The 13,133-nt window shown below is 62.3% G+C and carries 9 protein-coding genes; 5 read left to right on the top strand and 4 right to left on the bottom strand.

Features of this window, described 5'->3' with window-relative positions; translation table 11 throughout:
* Positions 1–57: 57 nt before the first annotated feature.
* The gene (locus CA951_RS02800) at positions 58–990 is read right to left on the bottom strand and encodes a ParA family protein (protein WP_087555417.1); all 933 of its coding nucleotides are present in this window, start codon (positions 988–990) and stop codon (positions 58–60) included.
* 2,581 nt (positions 991–3,571) lie between these two features.
* On the opposite strand from CA951_RS02800, the gene istA reads away from it, so the two are divergent.
* On the top strand, positions 3,572–5,110 hold the full coding sequence (gene istA, locus CA951_RS02795; RefSeq protein ID WP_087555416.1) for an IS21 family transposase: 1,539 nt from the start codon (positions 3,572–3,574) through the stop codon (positions 5,108–5,110).
* A 65-nt stretch (positions 5,111–5,175) separates the two neighbouring features.
* Positions 5,176–5,940, top strand: coding sequence for an IS21-like element helper ATPase IstB (gene istB / locus CA951_RS02790; RefSeq protein ID WP_087555415.1), 765 nt, complete (start codon positions 5,176–5,178; stop codon positions 5,938–5,940).
* 366 nt (positions 5,941–6,306) lie between these two features.
* Here the strand turns inward: istB and CA951_RS02785 are convergent, their stop codons facing one another.
* Positions 6,307–7,860 (bottom strand): MBL fold metallo-hydrolase, encoded by a 1,554-nt coding sequence (locus CA951_RS02785; RefSeq protein ID WP_087555414.1) that lies wholly within the window; start codon positions 7,858–7,860, stop codon positions 6,307–6,309.
* Positions 7,861–8,062: 202 nt separating this feature from the next.
* On the opposite strand from CA951_RS02785, the gene CA951_RS02780 reads away from it, so the two are divergent.
* Positions 8,063–9,082, top strand: a complete 1,020-nt coding sequence (locus CA951_RS02780; RefSeq protein WP_256973244.1) for a UDP-N-acetylmuramate dehydrogenase — start codon at positions 8,063–8,065, stop codon at positions 9,080–9,082.
* Between the two features lie 125 nt (positions 9,083–9,207).
* On the opposite strand, the gene CA951_RS02775 is transcribed toward CA951_RS02780, so the two are convergent.
* Positions 9,208–9,525 (bottom strand): hypothetical protein, encoded by a 318-nt coding sequence (locus CA951_RS02775; protein WP_143542980.1) that lies wholly within the window; start codon positions 9,523–9,525, stop codon positions 9,208–9,210.
* A 122-nt stretch (positions 9,526–9,647) separates the two neighbouring features.
* A complete protein-coding gene (locus CA951_RS02770) occupies positions 9,648–9,935 on the bottom strand; it encodes a co-chaperone GroES (RefSeq protein WP_179220091.1) in 288 nt (95 codons plus the stop codon).
* A gap of 88 nt (positions 9,936–10,023) precedes the next feature.
* On the opposite strand from CA951_RS02770, the gene CA951_RS02765 reads away from it, so the two are divergent.
* Positions 10,024–11,406 carry a hypothetical protein gene (locus CA951_RS02765; RefSeq protein ID WP_143542979.1) on the top strand — a complete coding sequence of 461 codons (1,383 nt, stop codon included), beginning with the start codon at positions 10,024–10,026 and terminating at the stop codon, positions 11,404–11,406.
* The gene (locus CA951_RS02760) at positions 11,399–13,126 is read left to right on the top strand and encodes a tetratricopeptide repeat protein (protein ID WP_143542978.1); all 1,728 of its coding nucleotides are present in this window, start codon (positions 11,399–11,401) and stop codon (positions 13,124–13,126) included. The genes CA951_RS02765 and CA951_RS02760 overlap by 8 nt, the downstream gene beginning before the upstream one ends.
* The last annotated feature ends 7 nt before the right edge of the window (positions 13,127–13,133 follow it).

The raw sequence follows: 13,133 nt of genomic DNA, 5'->3' as shown, positions 1-13,133 counted from the left end.
CGGGCAGCGAACTAGTGCGGGCGAGGCCTGGAACTGCGGCCAACGGTGTCCGTTCAGTCACACTGCTTCCTCTCCCACGCCGGTGGACTCAAGGTGCGCGATTCGTTGCAATATCTCCTGGCAGAGGAGTACGTAGTCTTCTGCAAGTGCCGGGGCGCTGCCTGCCACACGGGTGGGCTTACGCCCCTCCTTGAGTGCCTTCCAATAGGGTTCGGCGTCTTCCACCTGCTCGGCGAGCTCGTGAATCAGCTTTCCCTCTTCGCGTGACTGTACTGCGCAAGTCTCGGTGTGACGGATCACTGACTCGAACAGAGGAGCTGCGCCGCCGAGCGCATTCGTGATGTCTGCAACGGCGTTGCGCCGTACGGCCTTAGCAGATGTAGACACGTCAAACAGGACTGCGCCTAGAACGTCAATACCGGAATGAAACTCGCGAACATGATTCAGTTGCGTCGCGAGTGCGCCCAGGCCAAGAATGCTGGCCCGGTCCGGCTTCGTCGGCACGACGATCCACCGCGTTGCGCCCAGCGCAACCTGCAGCAGGCTGGGTCGTGTGGGAGGCGTGTCCAAGATGATCAGGTCGTAGTCGCCGGCGATTGGAGCTAGCGCCTCGGCCAGCGTCAAGTGGACCTTCTTAGCCCGCTGTGCACGCCCGATGAGTATGGACTCGAGGTCATCGAGTGCATCACCGCCGGGGATGACGTCGAGGTTCGGACGTACGTCGCGGATGACAGGCTGAAGTTTTTGGCCGGTTCCCAATGAGTCGAGCAAGCGCTGCCCGTTATCCGTAAGACCTTTTTGGTTGTAGCCGAGATCTTCCCCAGCGTTGCCCTGGGGGTCAAGGTCGATAAGTAGCGTGCGCCATCCAGCTGCCGCTGCGAGGCCGGCGCAGTTCACTGATGTCGATGTCTTGCCTGCGCCCCCCTTCCCGTTGGCGAACGCGACTACACGCTGTAGCTCGTGCGCTAGTTGCTGTGTTACTTCATACATAACTTCCCGCTTTCCGTTGGGGTATTGCCTGAGCGCTATGGCGAGTCGTAGCACTCAGCACAGTGCGAGGTATGTGCGACAGCGTAGTGCCTGCCATGCGGCATTGCGCATAGCGACACGCAGTGAGTCATCTAGTGTGCGGACTGTGTAGGTCGCTAAGTCATGGTGTACGTCGCGGTGTGCGTTGTCCTCTGCGGCAGAACGTAGAAGGCGCACTGATTGGCATGTCACGGCCACCACTAATGCAGACCGTGTGTTGGGAGCTGCGGCTGAACGTGTGAAGGGTACTAATGCGAAGCATGTTTCAACATGTGTGGTGCTACGCACGGGCAACCGTAAGTGCAACGACAGTTGTGGCAGTAATTCGGGTCGTGTGGTGTGGAGCATCGGATCAAGTACGACATGCATTAGACCGTGCATTAATGTGCGCAGTAACCATATCTGAACTGGTTAAATGCAGCGTAGTGAGGCTGATCGACACCCCAGTGAAGAAGGTCAGATAGCAGTCTGTCCCCAAGCGATCTAGCAATGAATCCGACGTGTCATAACAGGCGTAGTTGGGAGTGTGAACGGGGCCCCGTGGATGATGGATGGAGACCGGAACGAAAGCGGTCCGTGAAGTGTCGGCGGTCGTGTTGGGTAGTACTCAAGACAGTCTGATGTTTGGCCAACGGGACAAATTCTGTCTGCGTCGGGAAGAGAACCAGGCCGATGATCGTGACAGCAACGCCTAGGGTCGCCAGTAGGTGTGGTGGCGGCGAATGGGCGAATCTGGACGCCACACGCGGCCAGAGCGTTCAAGCCCCGTGTCGGTATATCCGTTTCGCCGTGGCCTCGCCGGCGGACTGGGCTGGCTGGACTAGCCTCGCATTCGTTGCTCACGGTCGCTGCAGCCGCCCTACGGTGAGCCTTAATGCACGCATTAAGTGCCGCATTACTGCATGCATTAAACCTTAAGCCGGTTGTAGTTGCCCGTGACCCTACCGGGGAACTGCTACAGCCTCGGCCGCCTCGCGGAGGTTCTCCATCGCTGCCACCGATCTGGGGTGGTGTGACTCGGCGCGCGCAGTTTCCACGCTCGCAGGTCGTCATCGAGGGGTACCGGGTCGGTGATGGTAGATCGCCTGGGCTCCGCGCCGGAACAGCAGCCTGAACGGGCTGAGCCGTGACCTGGACTGGCTTCGCTCTGGTGGTCGAGTTCGACCAGAGGCAGGCGAGTTCGAGGGCGGACTCGTTTAGGGGTCGTGCGAAATTGTCAGCCGATGAGCCCGAATGGAAGTGTCATCCACCCTTGCGAAAGGTTGGTGGCACGCCGGCAATCATCGGCGGGTCTCCAGTGAACAGACAAAAACGTCACGTGACGTTTCTGTGGTGGCTTGCGGTCGGCACTTCTCCAGCTCGACGACCGGCCCGCACCAGATGCTGCTGACATCTGATGCGGTCCACTGCTGACATCGCGTGCTCGTTTCCGCGCCCAGCGAGAGCCGGTCGGGACCTCGGGCAACCGGCGGCCCTCCGGTCACATGTGCGCGGCGGCAACGACTCTCCGCGCTGGTCGCGGCCGCAGAGCAGGCGTTGGAGAAGACTCTAGGCACGTGGAAGTCTCACATCCCGGATCAGGCTCGAACCGGACCTCGCTGACATCGAACGGGAAAACCCACTGACACGGATGGGAAAACGCCAGTTCGCAGCACTGACATACCGATGGGAAGTCTCAACAACCCGCGTGTCACTTCACAATGGCGCAGGACAACATCCGTCACCTTCACCGTCAGAACAGGCTCCCCCCTCGTCACTCGACATTTGTGCGCGATCACCGACGAGAATTTCCTTTCCCGCAGCGTCTCCCGGAAAACCGCACCTCAGCGCGTTTCCGCGTCTGTCCATGTGTCCTCGCTCGCTCAGTGTTTCTGTCGAAATTCCACTGAAGTTGCTGCATTGCCCGCGACACGCTCACAAAGTTGTCGGACTTCGGAGCTCTGCGCTTCTACTCTGTGAGAATGCCGGGCCCTACCGCGGTGTCACGTCACCGGGGCGGCGGTAAGACGATCACCTATCTCCCCGCCGTCGGGGACACCACGCTCTCGGTGACGACGGATGAGCTGTGGACAATCTGAGTTCAGCTGTCGACCGTCACGTAGTTCCCCCGAAGATTCCTGGCTCTGTTCCCGGACGACGATCGTGGGCGGGGCTACCTGACTTGGGGCGGTGTTACTCGGCAACCCGCTTCTCGCGCGGCTCGAATCGACCAACTTATCAATCGATCTGCGGAGCACTTTGGGTGATTCACTCGACGGTGGCCTTGATGCTGACCAATCGTCACGACAGCGCCATGCAGCCGTCAATTCGGCGGCAAACCAGCTGACATCTGCAACGACGAATCGAACTGCGTGTCGGCGGTCATCTAATTCCCCAGGTTGAGGGGTTTGTCCGTCACGTAATTCCCCACCCGGCCGTCACGTAATTCCCCACCCTGGGGCGTGTCGGCCGGGGTTGGGGTGCTGCTACAGGTTCGCTCCTGACTGGGCCACCGACACGGGGCCCGGGAAGGGGCCTGACGGTGGCAAGGAGAACGTGGACGATGATCGATCTGATGGAGTTGTTCCGGCATTGGCATGCCGGAAGGTCTCAGGTGCAGATCTCGACGGCCCTGGGGATCGACCGCAAAACCATCCGGAAATACCTAGCACCCGCGTTGGCGGCCGGGCTGGCGCCGGGCGAGGGTGGGAAGTTCGACGAGGCGCTCTGGCGGGAGCTGATCACGGGGTGGTTCCCGGAGGTCGGCGACCCGGCAGCGCGGGCGGTGACGTGGCCAGCGATCGCCGCGCATCACGACTGGATCGACGGGCAGTTGAAGGGGTCAGTGACGGTCGCGACCATCGCGCAACGCCTGCGTGACGACCACGGTGTTACGGTGTCCGAGTCGACGGTACGACGTTATGTGGCAGCGCAATTCGCCGATCAGGTGGCGGAGTCGAAGGTGACGGTGCTCCGGGGTGCGGTCCCTCCCGGCGACGAGGCTCAAGTGGATTACGGCAAGCTCGGGATGTGGCGGGATCCGGCCACCGACCGGCGGGTGGCGGTGTGGGCGTTCGCGATGATCCTGGCCTGTTCGCGGATGCTGTTCGTGCAGCCGGTGCTGCGGATGGACCAGTCCTCGTGGTGCGCCTCGCACGTGGCGGCGTTCGAGTTCTTCGGTGGCGTCCCCGCCCGGATGGTGTGCGACAACCTCAAGACCGGGGTGGACCGGCCCGATCTGTACGACCCGAAGATCAACCGCGCCTACGCCGAGCTGGCCGCGTTCTACGGGCTGCTGATCGACCCCGCCCGCGCAGGAAAACCTAAGGATAAACCTAGGATCGAGCGCCCGATGCCTTATATCCGGGACTCGTACTTCAAGGGCCGCGAGTTCACCTCGCTGGCGCAGATGCAGGACGCCGCCCTGGCCTGGTGCACCGACGTCTACGGCCGGCACCAGCACCGCGGCCTCGACGGAGCACAACCCGCGGCGGTGTTCGACGCCATCGAAAAGCACAAACTCACACCACTTCCACCCAGACCATTCGAATCGGTCCGCTATCAGGTCGGGAAGGTCGCCCCGGACTGCCATGTCAAGGCCGGCAAGGCCCTGTATTCGGTGCCCTGGCGGCTGATCGGCCAGCAGGTACTGGTGCGCACCTGCGGGGACCTCGTGCAGATCTTTCACACCGAGCAGGTGGTCGCCACCCACGTGCTGCACCTGTCGGGGCGGTCGACGAACCCCGAGCACTACCCGCCGCACAAGATCGCCTACATGTTGCAGACCGTGGTCTGGTGCCGGGCGCAGGCCGAGCAGATCGGTCCCGGCGCCGTCGCGGTCGTCGCCGAGTTGTCGCAGGTCAACGCGCTGCACCGGCTGCGGGCGATCCAGGGCATCGTCCGGCTGCGGGACCGCTACGACGACGCCCGTCTGGACGCGGCCTGCGCCCGCGCCCTCGAAGTCGGTGACCCCAGCTACCGCACCGTCAAGGGCATCCTCGCCGCCGGCACCGAACACGACGGACAGCCCGCACCGGCCCCCGCGCCGGCGCCGGCGTTCCTGCGCGGACCCGATGCCTTCGATACCGAACGCACCGCCTGAAGTGTTGAACACTGCATCGACACCTGCTGCACACCAATCATTTTCATCACATCCTAGGAATCGTCATGACCATTCACGATCCCAGCCTGCGGGCTGCGCTGAAGACGTTGAAGCTGACCGGGATGCTCGACACCCTCGACGCCCGGCTCGCTCAGACCCGGGACGGGCAGCTCGGGCACCTCGACTTTCTGCAGGTGCTGTGTGAGGACGAGATCGCCCGCCGCGAGACCGCGGCGCTGGCCCGCCGGTTGCGGCGGGCCAGGTTCGAACAACAGGCCACGTTCGAGGACTTCGATTTCACCGCCAATCCGAAACTCCCGGCGGCGATGCTGCGGGACCTGGCCGCGCTGCGCTGGCTCGACGCGGGCGAGTCGGTCATCCTCTACGGTCCCGTTGGGGTAGGCAAAACCCATGTGGCACAAGCACTTGGGCATCATGTCGCACGCCGCGGCGGGGACGTGCGGTTCGTCAAGTGCTCGCGCATGCTTGCCGATCTCGCCGGTGGCCATGCCGACCGCACCATCGGTCAGCGGATGCGCGAATACACCCGGCCGCTGGTGTTGATTATCGATGATTTCGCGATGCGCGAGCACACCACCACCCAGTCCGACGATCTTTACGATCTGGTCTCGGACAGGGCGATCGCCGGCAAACCCCTCATCTTGACGAGCAACCGCGCCCCGAAGGACTGGTATCCGCTGTTCCCGAACCCGGTCGTCGCCGAGTCCCTCCTCGACCGGCTGATCAACACCAGCCATCAAACTCTGATGGACGGACCGTCCTATCGACCCCGCAAACGACCCGGACACCGCACCGCCGGCGCAACCTGACCCGCACCCCCGCCACGCCGGGTTACCCTCGACTCAGCACGCCCGAGCATGGGGAATTACGTGACGGACACCCCTGGGGAATTACGTGACGGTCGACACTGCGGGATAGGCGTCACGTTCTCACGAACTGCCGCGAGAAGTTTGGGGGGACTCTGCCCGATTTGGGTGCCGAGGTCGCGTTCGAGCGGATGACGGCGCCGACTGTCGGACAAAAGCCGCACGCAGTCACCATCGACGATGCGGCTAGCGCGCGAAACCCCTACGTATACAGCAATTGGTTCGGGTGCGGCTCTGGAGTGACGCGCCCAATTGTATTCTCGCCGTATATCACTTGTCGGTCGCTTGAAACGCGACCTGGCCTGGGACTCAGTTCAGTTTCTCAGCCCGAATCTCATGTCCCTTGGATGTCTTACACCGGCCCGATTCGAGGTCCCATTGCCAACCGTGCAGGTTGCAGGTCAATGTGGCGCCTTCGACGATGCCGAACTTCGTCAGGTCTGCCTTGAGGTGGGGGCAACGCCGCTGAACTTCGTAGCCACCAATGGTGATCGAGGCTGAGTCATCGTGCGCTTCAGCGAACCAGCCGTCCGCGTAGGCAATACGTTCATCGGTCAGGCACTTGAAGAAGGTGTACAGGAACTCGTTGTATCCGCCGACTCGCCATGCGGTGAATCGCGTCGACAGGAAGATGGAGTTCACCCAATCGGGTTCGTCGTCGCGCAGGACAGTGCGTACGAGTTCCGGGGCGATTCGAAAGCCGTAGCGATACTTGCCTTCCCCGGCGATTGGCTCTCGCACGATGCGCTTGGGGAAGTCGAGCACCACCGTCTCGTCGCCCATTACCAGGCCTACGGGGTATCCGATCCCGTCACAGATTAGATCGGACTGCGCCATGATCGGCTCGAACTTCGCTTTCAGAGGCCCGAGCAGTGGCTCTCCTTCAGTCGGTGCCCAGGTCGCTTTCTGTGCGTCGATGACCGGCGCCAGACGCTGCGCCATCTCCTCGATGTAGGCGGCCTTGTGGGTGAAGATGCGTTCGACATCCGCCTCGGGGATCGGATGGGTGAGCGTCATAGTGTCGCTGCCTGTCACATCGAGCACCGAGCCCGGGATCATGAGCAGTCCACCGTCGTTGCCGTGAACGCGCATTTGTTCGAGGAAGACGAGCTGGTCAGGGAAGATGTTCCCTTCGTCGCCGTGATCGTCGTTGAGATCGCGCAGTGCCGGGTCCAGAAAGACCGGCGGCCCGGCCGAAGGCACCACCCATGTGGCCCCGACCTGCTCGATGTAGCTTCGTGCACGATCCATGCCGCGCTGACGCTTCTGCTTACCGAAGTTGGATTTGGTCCGTGTCGGGATGTCGTACACCATCGGATACCAGATGGCGCCCGAGTACTGCAGCATGCACACATCGATATTCCCGAACGCGTTATGGATCGGATCCATGTCGACTGGCCGAGCGTCGTTCATGTTGAACACGGTCGTCTGCCCGTCGGAAACGATCAGGCCGGAATCGCCCAGCGGGCCGTCTGCGGGCGCGCGCAACGCCACGATGAGAACGTCCAGGTCGCCTTTGGGGCCGCTGACCGTGTGTTTCACGGAGTCCTGAGTTTCGTAGAACTTGGAGAAACCGACCTTCTCGAGTTCATGCCGCAGATCCGGAACCGGGTAATCCGGCAGAAGGACCGTGGCGTCCTTGCGCACGTGTTTCGCTAGATTCTCCGGGTCGAAATGATCCTTGTGCAGATGCGAAACGTACAAGTAGTCGACGTCGCCGAGCGCGTCCCAGTCGAGCTGCGAGTTGTCCGGAAACGGAACCCACGAGCCGAAGTAGGTGGGGTTGACCCAGGGATCGCACAGGATCGAGCCCGCCTGAGTCTGGATATGGAATCCGGCGTGTCCGACGCTGGTGATCTGCACTCGTCTGCCTCCTGTATCGATCGGCCCCATGATATAGGGCTCGGTGCAAACGAATGGCTACTCGATCGGTTCTGTAAGCACAAACACGCTGGGTTCGCTCGGTAAGACCCGTCACGGTAGGCATCGTTGATGCTGGTAGCTGTGCGAATTTGGTCGACGCACCGGGTCAACGCCAATGCCTCGCCGTGTAGTGTGACCCGTCGTGAGTACGGGAACGCGGTTGGCCGAAGTGACGACGATGCGGCTGGGCGGGCCCGCGGCGCACTACGTTGTCGCGGACGATACGGCGAGTGTTCTCGACCTGGTCCGGGGCGCCGACGCCGAGACGAGGCCGGTGCTCGTCATGGGTGGTGGTTCGAATCTCGTCGTCGGGGACGAAGGCTTCGACGGTCTCGTGGTGAAGGTGGCGAGCACCGGTCTGCGGATCGAGGATGAGCTGGTCACCACCGATGCGGGGGTCGACTGGGACACGGTCGTGACCGCTGCACTCGATGCCGGCTTGTCAGGGCTGGAGGCATTGTCTGGCATCCCGGGTGCGGCCGGCGGTACGCCTATTCAGAATGTGGGCGCATACGGGACGTTGACGTCCGAGTTGCTCGACCGGGTGACTGTGTACGACCGGGATCGCGGGGTGGTAGCGCAATGGGACCAAGCTGAATGCGGTTTTGGTAGCCATCGGCAATCCGCCTTCAAACATACCGATCGGTATGTAGTGTTGGATGTGACGTTCCGCTTGCCGCGGAGCACGCAATCGCGGCCGATCAGGTATGCCGGTCTCGCTGACAGGCTGGGCGTCCGGGTGGGTGAGACTGCGCCGGCCAAAGAAGTTCGTCGTGCTGTCCTCGAGTTGCGCGGCGAACGTGCCATGGTTCTCGATCCCGCTGATCACGACACATGGAGCGTGGGGTCGTTCTTCATCAACCCGGTGTTGCAGACCGTCCCAGACAAGGCGAGCGAGTGCCCCCGCTACCCCGATCCGGCGGGCATCAAACTGCCCGCCGCCTGGCTCATCGAACAGGCAGGATTCGGTCGTGGCTACGGTCATCAATGGGGCAGCGGTGCGGTCGCCCTGTCGTCGAAGCACACCCTCGCGGTGACCAATCGTGGCGGCGCGACCACTGCCGAGGTCATGCAGTTCGCCGCCCACATCCGCGACGGGGTCGAACGTAAGTTCGATATCCGGCTCGGGCCCGAGTGCAAGCTGGTGAACTGCGCGTTCTAACACAGACTTGTCGGGTCCGCATCGGTCGGTCGAGCGACGGTTCCCGAGAGTCCCGGAACACGAGTCGGGACCGCATAAGATCGTGGCTGCGAGCGACCACTTGTTGAGAGGCGAAAGGCGTCAGACTACGGAGTGTCGGCGCCGTCCTTCAGTCTTGGCAGGGCGCGGTTCTGCGCCGACTGCACGATTTCAGAGCGGTCGTCGGCGGAGATGTCGGGTCTCTTCTCAAGTCCAGTGATGATCGCCTGCGCCCACCCGCCGGTGGACGGCGGCTTGTTGTAGACCTCGAAGAACAGCTCGACGTCCCATTCATCGGAGACACGCGCCAGGTAATCCTGGCCCACCCAGAGCAAAGCTCGACCGAGCTCCCGGTCGGCGGCGGCGAGATGAGCGTCAGTGGCCGGCAACTCCGCCAGTGTGAGTAGAGACTGGACAGGATCCACATTCACCTCCGGATACGACGACCGGTTCGAATCCGATCCAGGCAAACATCGAGGATGCCCGCGGACACTGTACCGTGCGAATCATTCGGTCGGCTCCGACTGGCATACTGCGTTTTGCAGATCTAGGGCCGGAGCCGTGCCAGGACGTCCGATTCTCGAACGAGGAGATAGCACTTGCCGTCAACCTCAATGTCGATCGCGGTGCCCTCCTTGTACACGATCTCGTCACCGACATCGATGGCCTTGATCTCGGGACCGATTGCCTGCACGACCGCGATAGACGGCCGCTTCACTGTGTCAGGCAACACCAATCCAGAGCTGGACTCGGACGCACTATCGACCGCCACCAGATAGGGGCCCAAGGGCTCAAGCCGAGCGCGGGCACCCTCTGTGCCCGGTAGTGCCGTCATCGGAGTTCCTCTCTTGCGAGCATATGCACCGAAAAGCATTATGCTACATGCGAGCTCACGCTCACGGATCAGGGAAGGGGGCGGCGCGATGTTGAGCCAGTTCGAGGCTGGAGATGCCTTCAAGAACTATCGTGAATCCGTCCCCGAACTTCTGTCGCCCCATCGAGTTTCGGGGCACTACCGTGACCTTACCCATCAGGCCTATGAAGCGCGTTCCGCATCAATGGCTCGGCGTGTGGGATTTGCTCACATGCTCGCGATGCGACTTCAGGGCGAGGGCCGCGCCTACGACCAGGCCAGGGTCTTCGAGGCAGAGGCCTTGCACATCGTGTCCGTACCGCTGGCATCGGAGATTCCTCCAGTGGAGTTGATGGCGCTACTTCTTCCTTGTGTGGAGCGAATCAAGAATTTTCGGCGGGAGAACCCCGAACTCGGCCGCTACTGCGGACTGATCGAACGCACGGTGTCCATGGCGGCAAGCAAGCTCGACCGCTACACCGGCGCCTTCAGCTACATCAACCGAGCTCATGCCGCCCTCCGTGACGCCCCCCAGGACCGGCAAGCACTGACCAAGGAAGAAGCACTACAGCAACTCTATCTGCAGGAATGCGGTCAACTCGCCCGCAATGTCGAAGCCGCGCTCGTCGAGCAAGATGTCGAACGACGGATACTGCTCCGCGCTGGAACTCCTCCGACCAGGAGCTTGCAACAGGGATCCGATCTGCAATCTATCCGCATCGTTGCACGGGCAAGCGCCGAAGCAGGCACCCGTGCGTGCCGTCTCCTGGACAAAATCGCGGCGGAAGCCGGGCTGCCGGTTCTTCCCGATCCCGAGGAGCGTCGACTGGCCACCTCGTCGTGGTTTCTCACCTCTAACATCATGTTCGTCCGCGCGCTGCTGCTCGCTGCCACCGTGGAGTTGAGCGCGGGAATGGTTGATTCTGACTATCTACGGTCGGTTCCCGACCTGTACGCCCGAATTGTTGAGCGGCCGTATCCGTCGCAGCCCGGTTCAAGTGCCTCTCCATCAAGGAACCATCTGCTGGACTTGACCCGCATCGCACTGCACTGGTCCTTCCTCAACCAGGGCACCCACCCCTACATCAAACGCAGCATCACCCTCGGATTACGAAAGGGAATTCCGGCGCACCTGACCGACAGCGTCGCTGGCGTGCTGGATGCGGCCGCGTGTTCGCAATATCTGACTCAGTATGGCCATGACGCGGGAATCCTGGACAATCTCGCCCATGCCGAGACCTACCTGCTGTTCACCAACCATGGCGGAACGGGGCCACACAGCTATCAGCGGTGGCTGGCGGATAGCCGGGCCAGACACGTCGTCGATGACGATCAGACCGCCGCGGAGGAGTTCGTTCGCCGAACCGAACAGCCTACGTATGGATTGATGTCCCGTTCGGCGCGGATGGTGGTCCGCTCGAATCGATACAGTGAGGTCCTCGCAGGTGTCTGACGATCAGCAGCCCACATTAAACGAGGACCTCCTCGACGCGGCCTACGCGGCCTCGAACGACGCAGACCATTACAGCGACGCCGGCGAGCATGCCAAGGCCGCGGAGAAATACCGGTATGCGCACCAGCTGTTCGAGACGTGTGGGCACATGCGCGGTCAAGCCAACAGCGGACTCGGGCGGGGACAATCGCTGATCGCACTGCAGCGGCCCAACGAGGCGATCGAAATTCTCAACGCCGCCCGAAACCAGTTCCTCACGCATGAGGGCTACCCCATTTTTCGCGGCGCCGCCGATTGCGATCAAAACCTGGCGTCCATATACCGACAACTCGGTCGCCTCGATGAGGCGATCGAGGCGTATCGCCGTGCGCTCGACACCTATCCGCAGAACTGCGAGAAGGAACGCGTCTCCAGCGCGAGCGGCCTCGCGATCGTGCTCGCCGCAACCGGAGCATACGGTGAGGCGCTCGACGTCCTCCGAGACGCCGAGGATCGTTGTCACGATCGCATCCATGGCATCGAGATTTCCGTCAATATCGGAGTCTTCTACGCGGATTCGGGTAGATACGACGCTGCCTATCTGCAGCTCGAACGCGCTCGAACGAGCGCGGCGGCCGAGGGGGCTGACGAGTTGGCCGCCAGTTGCGACACCAACCTGGGATACGTACACCTTCGCGCGGGGCGAGCAGATCAGGCCGCAACGGCGTACACGCGAGCAAAAGAGCGTTACGAGGAGCTGTGCGCGGCGGCCACCACGGAAGAGTCCTGTCTCGAACTGAGGAAGAAGGTCGCCAACTGCTCGATGAACTTGGGAACCGCCTACGGCTACGCCGGGGATCCCGAGAGGGCGCTCGCCGCCTATGGCGACGCCATGATCGCCTTCAACGAACTCGGCCAGCTAGACCGCATCGCCGACTGCCGAATGAACATGGGGGTCGAACACGCGGCACGCGATGAGATCGTCGCAACGAAGCTTTATCAGCTCGCCCGCGAGCACTATCAGAAGGCTCCCGGAAAGGCCCGCCAGGCGGCCGGGTGCATCATGAACCTCGCACGACTCGACGACGCATCCGGCCGGCACCAGGACGCCCAGCAATCTCATCGCCGCGCTGCCGCAGAATTCCGGGCGCTCGGCTTGTACGAATGGGAGGCACGGTGTGCCGTGAACCTGGCCTCGAGCGTCGCAGCCTCAGGTGAGCGCACCGACGCCCGAGCCGCGCTCGATGTACTCCTGCCGGCATTGCTGCACCTGGATGCTGTGAAGTTTCAATTCCCCACGGCGGCAGCCAGACTGTCCTGGAGACGTACCGTCGCGTCCGCCAATCGGCTGGCATTCGAGTTGGCGTCAGAGACCGGTGATGCCGAGCTCCTCGCCGAACTGGTAGAGACCACCATCAACAGCGGGACTCACACGTCCACCCACATTGCCACCGACATCACCATGGGGATCGATACCGCGGCCGAGACGATCGACTCGGTCACCGATGACGAGCGGATGCGGCCGAGCGATTTTGGCCTTGCCATGCTGGGTGATCGGATCGCCGGCCCCATTCGCTTGATCGCAGGCGTCGGCCTCCCGATGGCTCCGCCACCTCGATTGCGGATGCCAAGTGGGCGGATCGCGCTGGAGAAATTCCACGGCGCAGTGCGCCACTACACACCAACGACTGGTCAGGATTGTCCTGATGAACCACGGACACCGGTCGTCGACGTGACATGAACCTGAG

Origin of the sequence: Rhodococcus sp. NCIMB 12038, from assembly GCF_002165735.1 — a bacterium.
In the GTDB taxonomy this organism is placed as follows: domain Bacteria; phylum Actinomycetota; class Actinomycetes; order Mycobacteriales; family Mycobacteriaceae; genus Rhodococcus_F.
Note: the sequence above shows the minus strand (reverse complement) of the source record. Positions and strands in the feature narration are given on the sequence as shown.

Bases quoted from the DNA above. Each gene is read 5' to 3' on its own strand.
- istA (WP_087555416.1), top strand. From the start codon at position 3,572: ATGATCGATCTGATGGAGTTGTTCCGGCATTGGCATGCCGGAAGGTCT.
- CA951_RS02765 (WP_143542979.1), top strand. From the start codon at position 10,024: ATGTTGAGCCAGTTCGAGGCTGGAGATGCCTTCAAGAACTATCGTGAA.
- istB (WP_087555415.1), top strand. From the start codon at position 5,176: ATGACCATTCACGATCCCAGCCTGCGGGCTGCGCTGAAGACGTTGAAG.
- CA951_RS02770 (WP_179220091.1), bottom strand. From the start codon at position 9,935: ATGACGGCACTACCGGGCACAGAGGGTGCCCGCGCTCGGCTTGAGCCC.
- CA951_RS02800 (WP_087555417.1), bottom strand. From the start codon at position 990: ATGTATGAAGTAACACAGCAACTAGCGCACGAGCTACAGCGTGTAGTC.